Here is a 14648-nt window from a genome sequence, read left to right as displayed (position 1 = left end):
TCGGACAAAAAGCGAAGGCGGCAGCATGAAATCCAAGCTTGAAGCGGCGAAGCAAGCGGAACAGGCGCATGGCGAACGCGCTCCCTTTTCCCAGGATCCGCACGCCGTTCGGGAACCGAAGGAAAACAACCTCGAAATGGCGATCGGCCATGAGGTGCGCGCCTACCGCAAGAAACTCGGCATCACCGTCACCGATCTGGCGGCCGCGACCGGCATTTCGCTCGGCATGCTGTCGAAGATCGAGAACGGCAACATTTCGCCGTCGCTGACGACGCTGCAATCGCTGTCGCGGGCGCTCGGCGTGCCGATGACCGCGTTCTTCCGCCGCTATGAAGAACCGCACAACGCCGTCTTCGTCAAGGCGGGGCAGGGCATCGAGCTCGAACGGCGCGGCACGCGCGCCGGCCACCAATATAATCTGCTCGGCCATATCGACAACAATACCAGCGGCGTCATCGTCGAGCCCTATCTCATCACCCTGACGGCCGATTCCGATGTCTTCCCGACCTTTCAGCATGAGGGCATGGAGTTTCTCTATATGCTCGAAGGCGAGGTGGTCTATCGCCACGGCGATCAGCTTTTCCAGATGCAGCCGGGTGATAGCCTGTTCTTCGACGCCGATGCGCCGCATGGGCCGGAGCAATTGGTGAAGCTGCCGAGCAAGTACCTCTCGATCATCAGTTATCCCCAGCAGAACTCTCGGGGCTGACTTGCCTTAAAAGAAAATTTTATTCCTCCCAGTTGATGTCCTGACATAGACCTGCTAGTCCTTTCTCAACATGAACGGAGGCACGGGCTATGTGCGGCATTGTTGGACTGTTCCTCAAGGACAAGAGCCTTGAACCCCAGCTGGGAAATCTGCTCTCGGATATGCTGATCACCATGACGGATCGCGGACCGGATTCGGCCGGCATCGCGATCTATGGCGGCTCTGCCGAGGGCAGGGCGAAGATCACCATCCAGTCCGCCAACCCCGGCGTCGACTTCGAAGGTCTCGCCGGCGACCTGGAGAAGGCCGGCATCAGAGCCGAGGTATCGATCAAGAGCACGCACGCAATCATCGAGCTTGATGCCTCCAAGCTTGCAAGCGTGCGCAAGGCGCTCGAAGAAATCCGCCCGGCGGTCCGCCTGATGGGCTCGGGCGAAAGCGTCGAGATCTACAAGGAAATCGGCCTTCCGAAAGACGTCGTGAAGCGGTTCGACGTCCGCGCCATGAGCGGCACCCACGGCATCGGCCATACCCGCATGGCGACGGAATCCGCCGTCACCACGCTCGGCGCCCATCCGTTCTCGACCGGGGCCGACCAGTGCCTCGTGCACAACGGCTCGCTGTCCAACCACAACAATCTGCGCCGCGAACTGGTGCGCGAAGGCATGACCTTCGAAACGCAGAACGATTCCGAAGTCGCCGCCGCCTATCTCACGGCCGAAATGGCCAAGGGCAAGGATCTCGGCCAGGCGCTGACCGGCGCGCTCGATGATCTCGACGGCTTCTTCACCTTCGTCGTCGGCACCAAGTCCGGCTTCGGCGTGGTGCGCGACCCGATCGCCTGCAAGCCCGCCGTCATGGCCGAGACTGACCAGTACGTCGCCTTCGGCTCGGAATACCGCGCGCTGGTCAATCTTCCCGGCATCGAGAATGCCCGTGTCTGGGAGCCGGAGCCGGCGACCGTTTACTTCTGGGATCACGACAAGGCCGCCTGAGGGACGCCTGACAGCAGGAGGCGGCTGACACCACCTCCCAGACAACCGAGGATTCCAACGAGGATTCAATGCCGACATTCGATCTTTCCAACACCCCTCTTCGCGAATTGAACAGCGCGCTGCACGCCCTTTCCCAAGGCGCCAACGACACTGAATTCGAGGTCATCAATCCGCGCGGCAGCCATGCCGTCGCCGTCGGTATCGACAGCCCCGTCACGGTCGCCGTCAGAGGATCGGTCGGTTATTACTGCGCCGGCATGAATGACGGCGGCAGGGTCACGGTTCATGGGTCCGCCGGTCCGGGCGTTGCCGAAAACATGATGTCCGGCACCGTCGTCATCGAGGGCGACGCCAGCCAGTATGCCGGCGCCACCGGCCAAGGCGGCCTGCTCGTCATCAAGGGCAATGCGGCCTCGCGCTGCGGCATTTCGATGAAGGGCATCGACATCGTCGTGCATGGCAGCATCGGCCACATGTCGGCCTTCATGGGCCAGTCCGGCCATCTCGTCGTGCTCGGCGACGCCGGCGATGCGCTGGGGGATTCGCTCTACGAAGCCAAGCTGTTCGTCCGCGGCGCGGTCAAGAGCCTCGGCGCCGACTGCATCGAGAAAGAGATGCGGCGGGAGCATCTGGACAAGCTTGCCGAACTGCTCGAGCGCGCGGGCGTCACCGGCGTCAGGCCCGAGGAGTTCAAGCGCTACGGCTCGGCCCGCAAGCTCTACAATTTCAACATCGACAACGCCGACGCGTATTGAGGCGAGGGACATCCATGAGCTATCAAAACCCCTATACCCCGCCCCGCAAGTCCGCGACCTTCGACGACTATACGCTCGCCGAAATCCGCCGCGCGGCGGCGACCGGCATCTATGACATCCGCGGTGCCGGCACCAAGCGCAAGGTTCCGCATTTCGACGATCTCTTGTTTCTTGGCGCCTCGATCTCGCGCTATCCGCTCGAGGGCTATCGCGAAAAGTGCGACACGACGGTGGTGCTCGGCTCGCGTTTCGCCAAGAAGCCGATCACGTTGAAGACGCCGATCACTATTGCCGGCATGAGCTTCGGCGCGCTGTCCGGCAATGCCAAGGAAGCGCTCGGCCGCGGCGCGACGATCGCAGGCACCTCGACCACAACGGGCGACGGCGGCATGACCGATGAGGAGCGCGGCCACTCGCAGACGCTGGTCTATCAATACCTGCCGTCGCGCTACGGCATGAATCCCAAGGATTTGCGCCGCGCCGATGCGATCGAAGTCGTGGTTGGCCAGGGCGCCAAGCCCGGCGGCGGCGGCATGCTGCTCGGCCAGAAGATCTCCGACCGCGTCGCCAATATGCGCAACCTGCCGAAGGGCATCGACCAGCGCTCGGCCTGCCGCCATCCGGATTGGACCGGCCCCGACGATCTTGAAATCAAGATCATGGAGCTGCGCGAGATCACCGATTGGGAAAAGCCGATCTACGTCAAGGTCGGCGGCGCGCGTCCCTATTACGACACCGCCCTTGCCGTGAAGGCCGGTGCCGACGTCGTCGTGCTCGACGGCATGCAGGGCGGCACGGCGGCGACCCAGGACGTCTTCATCGAGAATGTCGGCATGCCGACGCTCGCCTGCATTCGCCCGGCGGTTCAGGCGCTGCAGGATCTCGGCATGCACCGCAAGGTGCAACTCATCGTGTCGGGCGGCATCCGCTCCGGCGCCGATGTTGCCAAGGCGCTGGCGCTCGGCGCCGACGCGGTGGCGATCGGCACGGCGGCACTCGTCGCCATCGGCGACAACGATCCGCACTGGGAAGAGGAATATCAGAAGCTCGGCACGACGGCCGGTGCCTATGACGATTGGCATGAAGGCAAGGATCCGGCCGGCATCACCACCCAGGACCCGGAACTCGCCAAGCGGCTCGACCCGGTCGCGGCCGGCCGCCGTCTCGCCAACTATCTGAAGGTGATGACGCTCGAGGCGCAGACCATCGCGCGTGCCTGCGGCAAGAACCATCTGCACAACCTCGAGCCGGAAGACCTGGTCGCACTGACGATCGAGGCCTCGGCCATGGCGCAGGTGCCGCTCGCCGGCACCAACTGGATCCCCGGCAAAGGGGGCTTTTGATTTCTACCGGCCGGGCAAACGTCCCGGCCGTTCCATATCCATAACCAAGGTGTCTCCAAGAAATCCAAAGGGGAACGAGAATGACACTGGACCTTGCTGCTTTTGCCAGAGACAAAGGCATCAAATATTTCATGATCAGCTATACCGACCTGTTCGGCGGCCAACGCGCCAAGCTGGTCCCCGCCGAAGCCATCGCCGAGATGCAGAAGGATGGCGCGGGCTTTGCGGGCTTTGCCACCTGGCTCGATCTGACGCCCGCCCATCCCGACCTGTTCGCGGTTCCCGATGCATCCTCCGTCATCCAGCTGCCCTGGAAGAAAGACGTCGCATGGGTCGCGGCCGACTGCGTCATGGACGATCAGCCTGTCGAACAGGCGCCGCGCGTACTGCTGAAAAGACTGGTCGCTGAGGCTGCGAAAGAAGGGCTGAGGGTCAAAACCGGCGTCGAGCCGGAATTCTTTCTAATCTCCGCCGATGGTTCGGTGATCTCGGATCAGTTCGATACCGCCGAGAAGCCTTGCTACGATCAGCAGGCGGTGATGCGCCGCTACGACGTCATCGCCGAGATTTGCGATTATATGCTCGAACTCGGCTGGAAGCCCTATCAGAACGACCACGAGGATGCGAACGGCCAGTTCGAGATGAACTGGGAATACGACGATGTTCTGAAGACGGCGGACAAACACTCCTTCTTCAAATTCATGGTCAAGTCGGTCGCCGAAAAGCACGGGCTTCGCGCCACCTTCATGCCAAAGCCCTTCAAGGGCCTGACCGGAAACGGCTGCCATGCCCATATTTCGGTCTGGGACCTCGACGGCAAGGTCAACGCCTTCGCCGACAAGGAAATGGCCTTCGGGCTTTCGGCGCAGGGCAAGACCTTCCTCGGCGGCATCATGAAACATGCCTCGGCTCTTGCCGCGGTCACCAATCCGACGGTCAATTCCTACAAGCGCATCAATGCGCCGCGCACCACATCCGGCGCCACCTGGTCGCCGAACACCGTGACCTGGACCGGCAACAACCGCACCCACATGGTGCGCGTGCCGGGGCCGGGACGTTTCGAGCTGCGCCTGCCGGATGGGGCGGTCAATCCTTACCTGCTGCAGGCGATCATCATCGCCGCCGGCCTTGACGGCATCCGCAGCCAGGCAGACCCCGGCCGGCACTACGATATCGACATGTATGCCGAGGGGCATCTGGTGAAGGACGCGCCGCGCCTGCCGCTCAACCTTCTCGATGCGCTTCGCGCCTATGATGCCGACGAGGGCCTGAAGCAGGCGATGGGAGCGGAATTTTCCGCCGCCTATCTCAAGCTCAAGCATCGGGAATGGAATGCCTACTGCTCGCACTTCACCGAGTGGGAGCGGATGAGCACGCTCGACATCTGAGCGGGCGAACGATCTCCTAAAGCGCGTTGCACATCACTTGATTCATGCGGCGCGCTTTAGCTGTTTATTTTTGTGCATGTCGTTATCCGAGAACCGCTGCACACTTCCCGGCGATATGCAGTAAATGACCACCGACACGCCGGGGCTGACGGGCTTCGGCGTCGTCGCATCCCCGGGCACCCGATCTGGCCAAGGAAGAGACAGCATGAAAAACGTCGTACTCACCGTCTCCTGCAAATCGACGCGCGGCATCGTTGCGGCGATTTCGAGCTATCTGGCGGAGAAGGGCTGCAACATCATCGACAGCTCGCAGTTCGACGATCTCGATACCGGCAAATTCTTCATGCGCGTCAGCTTCATTTCGGAAGAGGGTCTGTCCGGCTCGGAGATCGGCGCCGATTTTGCCGCCGTCGCCGCACCTTTCGAAATGGATTACGAGTTTCACGACAGCGAAAAGCGCATGAAGGTGCTCTTGATGGTGTCGCGCTTCGGCCATTGTCTCAACGACCTGCTCTACCGCTGGAAGATCGGGGCGCTTTCGATCGACATCGTCGGCGTCGTCTCCAACCATTTCGACTACCAGAAGGTCGTCGTCAATCACGACATCCCCTTCCACCATATTCCGGTCACCAAGGCCAACAAGGTTCAGGCCGAAGCCCGTATCATGGAGGTGGCCGAGCAGACCGGCACCGAGCTGATCGTGCTCGCCCGCTACATGCAGATCCTGTCGGACGAGATGTGCCAGAAGATGTCGGGCAAGATCATCAACATCCACCATTCCTTCCTGCCGTCCTTCAAGGGCGCCAACCCCTACAAGCAGGCCTATGGCCGCGGCGTCAAACTGATCGGCGCCACCGCCCATTACGTCACCGCCGATCTCGACGAAGGCCCGATCATCGAGCAGGATACGGCCCGCATCACCCATGCCCAGTCGCCCGACGACTATGTCTCGATCGGCCGCGACGTCGAAAGCCAGGTGCTGGCCCGCGCCATCCACGCCCATATCCATCACCGCACCTTCATCAACGGCAATAGAACCGTGGTCTTCCCGGCAAGCCCCGGAAGCTACGCCTCCGAACGCATGGGTTGAGCGCCGCCGGCCAGCCGGAAATTATACAAGCCTGTTCCGCCAGTCGCTCGGCGCGCGCTGGGGTTCTCACGCTAAATTAGGCCGGTGAGCCGACGACATCCGCAAGTTTGGGCAAGACTTAGGACGCAGGACGCTTTCCGAAGCCGAACGTCTTGCGCAGGCTGCTGTCGACCGCGCTCGCCGGCATAAACCTGCGCAGCCGGCTTAGAAGCGTCGCCTGGCCGCCGGCCGGTTGACGCATTTTGTATGGGCCGTTGATTGCCGCCAATATCTTCTCCGCGACTTTTACAGGCGATGGCGCGGTTTTGATCTGGGCCTGTACCGCCTTGATGGTCGCGTCAGCCTGCGCTGCGTAGGCTCCCAAGGGCGCCTCGGTCTGTGCCGCGTTTACATCGAGCTTGGTGTTGGTGAAGGTCGGCTCAACCAGCACGACGCGCACGTTGAACTCGCGAACCTCATGATCCAGCGATTCCGACAATCCTTCGAGCGCATGCTTGCTGCTGGCATATATTCCCATGAACGGTGCCGGCAGGAAGCCGAGGACCGAGCTGATATTGATGATCAGCCCGCTGCGGGCGGCGCGCATGGAGGGCAAGGCAGCGCGGATCATCCGCAAAGGGCCGAAAACATTGGCATCGAATACCGTTTGCGCTTCGGAAGTCGACGTGTTCTCGACAGGGCCGACCAGCGAAACGCCGGCATTGTTGACCAGGATGTCGATCTTGCCTGCCTCGGACAAAACCCATTGTACAAAATTGGAGACCGAAGCGTCATCGGTCACGTCGACAGTTCCATAGCGCACGCCGGGGATGGCGTTAACGCGGCTGGGGTTGCGTACGCCCCCAAAAACCTGGAAGCCGTGTTGTGCGAGAAGGCGGGCTGACGCCTCGCCTATTCCGGAGGAGGCTCCGGTGATCACGACAACTCTGTTTGTAGACATGCATGCTCCTTGGCTTTTGGCGCGAGTGGTTGATGACGTGCTTCAATAGAAGGTCGGAACTTTTCACCCCGTCGCCAAAGGACAGTTTCTTAGAACCTGGCACGAAAGCACGTAAGATTTCGATCGACATCTATAATCTCTATAGATGTCAATCGAAATATAAAATCAAGCACTTTTTGCTTTGCGGCGGCGATTTTTTCCGATGATCACGCCCCCGAACGCTCGGGGGCGTGGCGCCGAACCCGAAAGCCCGCCGACACTTCGGCGGGGAGTAGCATGGGCCTCGACAGGCTCAGGATTTCGGAGCGGCAGTCCCCGCTCGGTTTCGCGCGACCATGTCGTCATGGGTCGGGCTCGTGCCTGCCGCGAACAATTCCTTGATCACCGCGTCGCGATTGTCGGCTGCGCGGGATCGATCGGCCGATCGCAGTGCCTCTTTCAGCTCGTTTGCCGCAAGCTCGGTGCAATAGGCCGGGGTGCCGGGCTGCTGCCGCCAGGACGCCGCCAGCCCTCCTGCATCCACTGCATCGAAACCGGTGGCCTCAACCAACTCCATGGCAATCGCCTTCGCCTCCGGAACATCGCCTGCAACCGGAATGGCGATGCGTCCATCCGCGCCCTCGGGCTGCCCCTTCTCCGCCAGCGTCGCCGCCAGCACGGCGTTCCAAGCCTTGACGACGGGCCTGCCGATTTGCCCGCTCACCCAAACGCTTTCGGGCATGCCGCCATCGACGTCGGCGATCGCACCGTCGCGAAACGGATAATAGTTTGACGTATCGATCACCACGACGTCTTCAGGCACGTCATCGAAGAGCCCGGCGAGATCGCGATAGTTTGCGAACGGGATCGAAAGGACGACCACGTCGACGCCCCGGACGGCCTCTTCCTTCGAAACGGCAGCCGCTCCGATATCGCCGGCAAGCGCGCGGATGCTGTCGGGACCCTTCGAATTGGCAAGCTTGACCGCATGGCCGCCTGCGGCCAGTTTTCTCGCCAGCGTCGCGCCGATATTTCCGGCGCCGATGATTCCGATCTTCATGGGATGTCCTTTCTCTGATGTGGAAGTAAGCCCGCCTCAGTCGTGGGCGGGGCGAGCGAATGCCTGCAGCGTGTCGCGCAAATCGGCGAGCCCCTCGTCCGTCAGCTGACAGGCGGTTTTGATCTTGTCGGTCACGGCCCAAAGCTCGTCACGCAGGGATAGACCGGCTTCGGTAAGATGGATGAGCACCCGCCGCTCGTCGTTACGATCGCGCGTCCGGGTCACCATGCCGGCCGATTCCAGGCGCTTCAGCAGCGGCGTGATCGTTCCGGTGTCCATGTCGAGCTTCAAACCCAACTCTCCAACGGCGCGGGGCGTACCGCCATAAAGTTCAAGCATCACCAGATATTGCGGAAATGTCAGGCCGAGCGGCTGCAAAAAGGGCTTGTGAAGGCGCGCCATCCGATTGGCCGCGCCATAGAGCGCAAAGGAAAGTTGGGTGCCGACCGCCCGGCGGGATGCGATCTCGTTGTTTGACATGGCTTCATCTAGTGTGCTTTTATCTAGCGCACTAGATAATGACTTTATGGGGGATATCAAGGTCGGCAGCGCAGATTTAGGCGCCTCTCGCATTCAGCGGTGTCTCGGAGTTCATGTGAGTAAGTCTTCATGGACGCAGCCATTCAATTAGATTGCGAACCAACTCTAATTGTGATATAGATTTCAGATGACATCCAGTTGGAGATCGCAATGAGAGTCAGTCGCGCTCAGGCCGAGGCCAATCGTGAAACAGTGATCAATGTCGCAAGCCGGCTCTTCCGGGAGCATGGCTTCGACGGCATCGGGCTGAAGGACCTGATGAAAGGGGCCGGACTCACCCAAGGCGGGTTCTACAAGCAGTTCGAATCGAAGGATGACCTTGTGGCGCTGGCATCCGGGCGGGCAATGGAGAGCGCCATTCGCAGGTGGTCGAGGGTTGCCGCCGGAAGTGCCGATCCGCTTGAAGCGGTTGTCGGCATGTATCTGTCGACAGGGCACCAGGGCGAAAAAGGTGATGGCTGCCCCTTGGCAGCACTTGGGTCCGATGCGGCGCGCCAGAGTGCAGAGGTGCGGGCTCCATTCCAGAACGGCATCGAGGCGCATCTTCAGGTTCTCGACGAATTGATCCCGGCATCGGACGGCGCGAAACCCTATGACAAAGCCATGGTCGTCCTGTCCCTCATGGTGGGCGCCGTCACCATCTCTCGCATCATGACCGATCAGGGCATGTCGGAGCGTCTGCTCGAAGCGGCGGCTGATGCCGTCAAGCGCATCGCGGGCGACACAGCGGAGGAATAGGATCCCGGCTCTGCACCGTCATTGCCGAAAAGGATCAGCGCAGGCGAATGGCCTCACCGCTCCTTACCCGCGAATTCAGAGGCCCTCATGATCCATAACGCCGCACTCGCTCCACGATGGGCCGGCGCAGACTTCCACGGAATGTTGGAGACATTCCTCGGACCTGCCCACTTCGACGCATCGCCGGTTCATAGCACTAAGGGCTTTCGTTGGTCGGCGGATGCACGGTCTCACGGTGCGGTGACGGTTGCCGATCTCGCATGCGATGGCGAATGGAACCTTTCGGCCACCGCAGAGACGCCGGAATGGCTCACCATTCACATGCCGCGCGAGGGTTTCTCCGGCATGACGCGACGGCAGACCACGACAACAGCGTCGCCGGGCCAGATGCTGCTTGGCCAAAGCCACGAGGCGGATCACTTCCTCGTGCGGGGAGCGCTGCATCGATCGCAAAAACTCTTTCTCGATTGGGAGCAGATTCGCCGGACCTTCGGGCAGTTGTTCGAAGCCCCGCTGGTGGGATCGCTGGACCTGTCACCCGTCATGGATGGATCAACTCCCGCAGGACATCTCGTCAAGAACCTCGTCGAGACGATGATCTCCGGCATGCTCGGAGACGGCATCTTGCTGCAGTCGCCGATAGCGATGACCAACCTCCCCCAGGCGCTGGCCGAATTGCTGATCAGATCGGTGCCGCATCGCTACTCTCAGCGTCTGGAGCAGGCAGCATTTACACCCGCTCCCCGGCACATTCGCCGGGCTATCGATTTCATGCACGCAAATATTGCCGAGCCGATCACGATCGCGACGATCGCTCAATCCGCCAACGTCTCGGTTCGCGCCTTGGAAACCGGCTTCCGGACGTTCAAAGGGGCGACACCGGGCAGTTACCTGAGGACTCTAAGGTTACGCGCCGCCAGAAAAGACCTTCTGGACCGGTCGAACGTGCAGAGCATCAGGGATATCTGCCTGAAATGGGGCTTCGTCCACGCCGGCCGCTTTTCCGCACTATACGGGTCGGTTTACGGGGAAAGTCCTCGGGAAACCCGCAGGCGAAAATCCGAGGCCGTCTCACCTCGGCAGACGGCAGGCTTTTGACTTTGCAGGGATAGCCCAAGACCTCCGCCCCGGCATCATCGGCATAAACTCTTCGAGGCAAGGCTCCAGCAATCCCGGCGCTACAAGCCCCTCACATTATTGGGCCAGGCCGACGCTGGGGCGGAGCCAACGACTGCACCCAACGGAATGGGGAACGTAAAAAGCCCCGCCAACATGGCGAGGCTCTCATACCGCTGATCTGGCCGACAGTTCTTAGAACTTTACGCCGACGCCGAACTTGAGCTCGTGCTGGTCGAGGTCGACATCAACACCCAGAATATCTTTTTTGCCGAAGTCGTTGAAGCGATATTCGCCACGAACGAAGATATTGTCGGTGAAGGCAAAATCGACGCCAGCGCCGACGGTGTAGCCGTTGAAGGTTTCCGTTTCCTTGTCGAAGCCCGGCACGTCTACGTAACCGCGTGTGGCAGTCCAGCCGGCTGCGCCGAAGATGAGCGCCTTGTCGAAAGCGTAACCGACACGACCACGAACAGCGCCGGCCCAATCGGTTCCGATGTCTGCACCCAGCGCTTCCTTTTCATTCCAGTTGTGTTCCAGGTTGCCCTCGATACCGACAACGATGCTGTCGAACTGGAAGTTGTAGCCGGCAAATCCGCCGAAGACGCCGCCGTTGAAATCCTCAGAATCGCTGAAGCCGCCGACGCTGAAATCACCATTGAGCCATGCGGCGCCGCCATCGATGCCGAAATACGGACCCGACCAGGTGAAAACGGGTGCAGCCGCAACAGGCGCAGCCGGGACGTCCTGAACGACGTCAGCCGCGAAAGCAGTGGTGGCGACAAGTGCGAGTAAGGTAGTGGCGATAGTTAACTTCATTTCTGTACCCCATGGCATGACATTACAACCAGAGGATATAACAGCGGATTCTAAAAAAGCTGTAGCGATAATAACACACTCGCGGAATTGTACGCTATAGTACAAGTTGTTTTGCAGCCGGAAAGCGAAGGGCCGGCCAAAGCCCGCTCATGCAATGATTTCCGTCAACATCCCGCCCAGCCATCATTCTAAAGCCAGCTGAGCCGACTTCTTCCATCCAGCGTAAAAGTCCAGGAATGCTCGCAGCTTCGGTAGCGCCCGCGCCTGACTGGGGAAATAGAGGAAGAAGCCCGGCATGGTCGGCATGAAGTCTTCCAGGCACGGCTCCAGCAATCCCTGCCTGACCAGCGCCCCGACATTATCGGTGGTGTTATAGGCCAGGCCGACGCCTGAAACTGAAGCAGACAGGCTTGGGCCTGAGCGGTTGACGATCAATGGCCCCTTTACGGCGATCTCGAACGCCCGCAGCTTGCCGCCGGCATCGAGCCGCTCCTCGAAGGCCCAGCGGTAAATTGCGCCGCTCGCCAGCCGGAAATTGATGCAGGCGTGGTCCGCCAGTTGCTCGGGGCGCCGGGGTTTTTCGCGCTTTGAGAAGTAGGCGGGGGAGCCGACCACGGTCATCGCCGAGGGTTGGGTCAGGCGCACGGCCACCATGTCCTGGGCGATCGTCTCGCCGACGCGGATGCCGGCATCATATCCTTCCGCGACGATGTCGACGAAGCGGTCGTCAATCGTCAACTCCAGCTCGATATCCGGGCAAGCGGCGGCGAAGCCGGGCAATAGCGGTTCCAGGATGGATTGCGCCACCGTCGGAAGATTGAGGCGCAGCAGCCCGGCGGGTCGAGCACCCTGCGCTTGCGCTGCATCGTAACCTGCGGCGATCTGTGCGACACCCGCTTGCGCATGTTCGAGCAACAGCGCCCCCGCTTCGGTCAGGCCGACTGAACGAGTGGTGCGAGTCAGCAGCGGTGCGCCGACACGCCCCTCCAACTGCTTGATGGTCCAGCTTATCGCAGCCGGCGTGACGCCCAGTTCCAATGCGGCAGCCGTGAAGCTCCGCTTCTCCGCCACTTTGGTGAACGCCAGGATGCCGTCCAGCAAGTCTGCCCGCATTATAAAATCTACCTTACAAGCCAGTCAAGAAATCGCCCGATTAACAAATAGCATATCAGAGCGCATCTTTCTCTCGTTATCAGAGAGGAGACATGGATGACTGCCTCATCGATCACCCGCCGCACCTTCGGCCTGTCGGTTGGAGCTGTCGCACTGTTCTCCGCAGTAGGAGCTGGCATGTCTCAGACCTTGAGTGCACATCGCGGAAAAATCACACCGCTGACCGTCAGCTTTGCCAGCGGCGACAGCTATGTAGTCGCCCATCTCTACCTGCCTGACGGCCACGATCCTGCAAAACGCTATCCGGCTGTGGCGATGGGCGGGTCCTTCACTTCCGTTAAAGAGCAGATGGGCGGTATCTATGCCGGCGAAATGGCGCGCCGTGGGGTGATGGCACTGGCCATTGATTACCGGAACTACGGCCAGAGCGGCGGTGCCAAACGTCAATACGAGGATCCCGCCGCCAAGGCCGAAGACCTGTCGGCAGCGCTGCGTTACCTGGCAAGCCGGCCAGATGTGTCGGGAACAGGCCTTCTCGGAATCTGCACGTCTGGCGGCACCGTCCTCTACACGGCGGCCGAGGACGCCAATGTCGGCGCGGTCGCGACCGTGGCGGGCTTCTTCTCCGAGCCGGAACTGGTAGCGCTGATCAAGAAAGGACCAGAGGCCGTCGAGCGCCTGAGGGCCGAGGGCCGTCTCGCACGGCAGATCTACGACGAGACCGGCGAGATCAAGACCATTCGAGCCTACCATAATACCGATCAAACGGCGGCGAGCGTCAGCCCGAGCCAATATTACCTGGATCAGACGCGCGGTGGCGGCGTTCCATCCTGGCGCAACGAATTCGCTGTGATGGCTTGGGAGCCGTGGATCGATTTCGATCCCATATCCCGGGCTCCGCGAGTCACGGCGCCGACGCTGCTGGTCCACTCCGAAGGTTCGGCTTTCCCAGACCAGGCCCGAAAAATATACGGGCTTCTGGCCGGACCCAAGGAGTTGCATTGGGCCGAGGGCGCTCACTTCGACTTCTATGATCAGAGCGGCCCGGTAGGTGACGCCGCCGACCGCGTTGCCGCGCATTTCCGTCGCACGCTTGGTTAAGCCTCTTCCCGGCATGACGGGCGATCTGCTTTCCACCTCTGGATCAGAGGAAATATAAGTACTTTCAAGCGGTTACTTTGATTTTCGTCCTCAACCGAGCCGCATCACGTTAGGGAATATCTACGCCGCGTTAACTTTTTGTTAACCATGTCGGCGGTAGACATGGTCAACGATTTCTTCACATAGATGACCAAAGTGCTAACAGACGCTCGCTCTATCCGCATCAAGGGCCGCTCCTTCCTGGCCGTCATGTTGTCTCCGGACCTGCCTTTCGATGATTGGTTGGCAAGGCTCGACGATCTGGCCGCGCGTTCGGCCGGTTTCTTCCTGGGACGGCCGGTCGTGCTCGATCTGACCGATCTGCAAATCGACAAGCCGCAGTTGAAGGAGCTCATCGCCGAGCTTGCCAAGCGCAATGTCAGCATCATGGGCATCGAGGGGGCGCGGCCTTCCATTCTCGGCTCGGGCATGCCTCCGGCGCTGAAAGGCGGTCGCTCCGCTTCCGACATCGAGGTTCAGGCCAGTGAGCCTGCCGATTCGGCGGTCAAACCTGCAGCAGCCGAGATCCGTCCGGCAACGACGCAATCGATCGTCATCAGGGAGCCGGTGCGCTCCGGGCAATCGGTGATCTTCCCGGAAGGCGACGTGACCATCGTCGGGTCTGTCGCCTCGGGCGCCGAGGTCATTGCCGGCGGGTCCGTGCATATCTACGGGGCGCTGCGGGGCCGCGCCATGGCGGGATCGATCGGCAATGCATCGGCGCGGATCTTTTGCCGCAAGCTCGAGGCCGAGCTGGTGGCAATCGACGGCGTTTACAAAATGGCGGAAGACATGGCCGCCAATCTTCGCGGACAGGCTGTTCAGCTCTGGCTCGAAGACGATGCGATCATGGCAGAGAAACTGACCTAACGACAGCGCCGCGCGGCTTTAAGTGACGCGTGGAAGACGCTGCAACACTTCGA

The 14648-nt window shown here is 61.0% G+C and carries 15 protein-coding genes; 10 read left to right on the top strand and 5 right to left on the bottom strand.

The genetic code is table 11. From position 1 onward, the window contains the following. Nucleotides 1-25: 25 nt before the first annotated feature. From AMK05_RS29545 to purU, 6 genes are all read left to right on the top strand, one after another. On the top strand, nt 26-709 hold the full coding sequence (locus AMK05_RS29545) for a helix-turn-helix domain-containing protein (protein WP_064843630.1): 684 nt from the start codon (nt 26-28) through the stop codon (nt 707-709). A gap of 89 nt (nt 710-798) precedes the next feature. Beyond that, nucleotides 799-1704 (top strand): class II glutamine amidotransferase, encoded by a 906-nt coding sequence (locus AMK05_RS29540; RefSeq protein ID WP_064843628.1) that lies wholly within the window; start codon nt 799-801, stop codon nt 1702-1704. Between the two features lie 68 nt (nt 1705-1772). Continuing rightward, on the top strand, nt 1773-2459 hold the full coding sequence (locus tag AMK05_RS29535; RefSeq protein ID WP_064843626.1) for a GXGXG domain-containing protein: 687 nt from the start codon (nt 1773-1775) through the stop codon (nt 2457-2459). Nucleotides 2460-2473: 14 nt separating this feature from the next. Continuing rightward, a complete protein-coding gene (locus AMK05_RS29530) occupies nt 2474-3802 on the top strand; it encodes an FMN-binding glutamate synthase family protein (protein ID WP_064843625.1) in 1329 nt (442 codons plus the stop codon). An 80-nt stretch (nt 3803-3882) separates the two neighbouring features. After that, nucleotides 3883-5190 carry a type III glutamate--ammonia ligase gene (gene glnT / locus AMK05_RS29525; protein WP_064843624.1) on the top strand — a complete coding sequence of 436 codons (1308 nt, stop codon included), beginning with the start codon at nt 3883-3885 and terminating at the stop codon, nt 5188-5190. A 205-nt stretch (nt 5191-5395) separates the two neighbouring features. After that, nucleotides 5396-6280: a formyltetrahydrofolate deformylase gene (purU, locus tag AMK05_RS29520; RefSeq protein ID WP_064843623.1), complete on the top strand. Its 885-nt coding sequence runs from the start codon at nt 5396-5398 to the stop codon at nt 6278-6280. A 118-nt stretch (nt 6281-6398) separates the two neighbouring features. Here purU and AMK05_RS29515 read toward each other — a convergent pair whose 3' ends face one another. From AMK05_RS29515 to AMK05_RS29505, 3 genes are all read right to left on the bottom strand, one after another. Beyond that, nucleotides 6399-7220 (bottom strand): oxidoreductase, encoded by an 822-nt coding sequence (locus tag AMK05_RS29515; RefSeq protein WP_064843622.1) that lies wholly within the window; start codon nt 7218-7220, stop codon nt 6399-6401. Between the two features lie 292 nt (nt 7221-7512). Then, complete coding sequence (locus tag AMK05_RS29510; protein ID WP_064843621.1) at nt 7513-8259, bottom strand: NADPH-dependent F420 reductase; 747 nt, start codon at nt 8257-8259, stop codon at nt 7513-7515. A 36-nt stretch (nt 8260-8295) separates the two neighbouring features. Then, nucleotides 8296-8739 carry a MarR family winged helix-turn-helix transcriptional regulator gene (locus AMK05_RS29505; RefSeq protein WP_064843620.1) on the bottom strand — a complete coding sequence of 148 codons (444 nt, stop codon included), beginning with the start codon at nt 8737-8739 and terminating at the stop codon, nt 8296-8298. A gap of 210 nt (nt 8740-8949) precedes the next feature. Here AMK05_RS29505 and AMK05_RS29500 point away from each other — a divergent pair, with 210 nt between their 5' ends. Together AMK05_RS29500 and AMK05_RS29495 are read left to right on the top strand one after the other, a co-directional pair. Continuing rightward, a complete protein-coding gene (locus AMK05_RS29500; protein WP_064843618.1) occupies nt 8950-9537 on the top strand; it encodes a TetR/AcrR family transcriptional regulator in 588 nt (195 codons plus the stop codon). Between the two features lie 87 nt (nt 9538-9624). Then, on the top strand, nt 9625-10635 hold the full coding sequence (locus tag AMK05_RS29495) for an AraC family transcriptional regulator (protein ID WP_064843616.1): 1011 nt from the start codon (nt 9625-9627) through the stop codon (nt 10633-10635). 213 nt (nt 10636-10848) lie between these two features. Here AMK05_RS29495 and AMK05_RS29490 read toward each other — a convergent pair whose 3' ends face one another. Beyond that, entirely contained in the window at nt 10849-11472 is a 624-nt protein-coding gene (locus AMK05_RS29490; protein WP_064843614.1) for an outer membrane protein, read from the bottom strand. Nucleotides 11473-11655: 183 nt separating this feature from the next. Continuing rightward, nucleotides 11656-12573 (bottom strand): LysR substrate-binding domain-containing protein, encoded by a 918-nt coding sequence (locus AMK05_RS29485; protein ID WP_237352268.1) that lies wholly within the window; start codon nt 12571-12573, stop codon nt 11656-11658. A 108-nt stretch (nt 12574-12681) separates the two neighbouring features. Between AMK05_RS29485 and AMK05_RS29480 the strand changes: the two genes are divergently transcribed. Then, on the top strand, nt 12682-13686 hold the full coding sequence (locus tag AMK05_RS29480; protein ID WP_082935792.1) for an alpha/beta hydrolase: 1005 nt from the start codon (nt 12682-12684) through the stop codon (nt 13684-13686). Nucleotides 13687-13872: 186 nt separating this feature from the next. Further along, nucleotides 13873-14595: a septum site-determining protein MinC gene (gene minC / locus AMK05_RS29475; RefSeq protein ID WP_064843609.1), complete on the top strand. Its 723-nt coding sequence runs from the start codon at nt 13873-13875 to the stop codon at nt 14593-14595. The last annotated feature ends 53 nt before the right edge of the window (nt 14596-14648 follow it).

Source organism: Rhizobium sp. N324 (genome assembly GCF_001664485.1).
GTDB lineage: Bacteria > Pseudomonadota > Alphaproteobacteria > Rhizobiales > Rhizobiaceae > Rhizobium.
Note: the sequence above shows the minus strand (reverse complement) of the source record. Positions and strands in the feature narration are given on the sequence as shown.

Excerpts from the sequence above, each read along its gene's own strand:
- AMK05_RS29505 (WP_064843620.1), bottom strand. The coding sequence starts at position 8,739 with ATGTCAAACAACGAGATCGCATCCCGCCGGGCGGTCGGCACCCAACTT.
- AMK05_RS29540 (WP_064843628.1), top strand. The coding sequence starts at position 799 with ATGTGCGGCATTGTTGGACTGTTCCTCAAGGACAAGAGCCTTGAACCC.
- AMK05_RS29500 (WP_064843618.1), top strand. The coding sequence starts at position 8,950 with ATGAGAGTCAGTCGCGCTCAGGCCGAGGCCAATCGTGAAACAGTGATC.
- AMK05_RS29545 (WP_064843630.1), top strand. The coding sequence starts at position 26 with ATGAAATCCAAGCTTGAAGCGGCGAAGCAAGCGGAACAGGCGCATGGC.
- AMK05_RS29495 (WP_064843616.1), top strand. The coding sequence starts at position 9,625 with ATGATCCATAACGCCGCACTCGCTCCACGATGGGCCGGCGCAGACTTC.
- AMK05_RS29490 (WP_064843614.1), bottom strand. The coding sequence starts at position 11,472 with ATGAAGTTAACTATCGCCACTACCTTACTCGCACTTGTCGCCACCACT.
- minC (WP_064843609.1), top strand. The coding sequence starts at position 13,873 with ATGACCAAAGTGCTAACAGACGCTCGCTCTATCCGCATCAAGGGCCGC.
- purU (WP_064843623.1), top strand. The coding sequence starts at position 5,396 with ATGAAAAACGTCGTACTCACCGTCTCCTGCAAATCGACGCGCGGCATC.
- AMK05_RS29530 (WP_064843625.1), top strand. The coding sequence starts at position 2,474 with ATGAGCTATCAAAACCCCTATACCCCGCCCCGCAAGTCCGCGACCTTC.
- AMK05_RS29480 (WP_082935792.1), top strand. The coding sequence starts at position 12,682 with ATGACTGCCTCATCGATCACCCGCCGCACCTTCGGCCTGTCGGTTGGA.
- AMK05_RS29535 (WP_064843626.1), top strand. The coding sequence starts at position 1,773 with ATGCCGACATTCGATCTTTCCAACACCCCTCTTCGCGAATTGAACAGC.
- glnT (WP_064843624.1), top strand. The coding sequence starts at position 3,883 with ATGACACTGGACCTTGCTGCTTTTGCCAGAGACAAAGGCATCAAATAT.
- AMK05_RS29515 (WP_064843622.1), bottom strand. The coding sequence starts at position 7,220 with ATGTCTACAAACAGAGTTGTCGTGATCACCGGAGCCTCCTCCGGAATA.
- AMK05_RS29510 (WP_064843621.1), bottom strand. The coding sequence starts at position 8,259 with ATGAAGATCGGAATCATCGGCGCCGGAAATATCGGCGCGACGCTGGCG.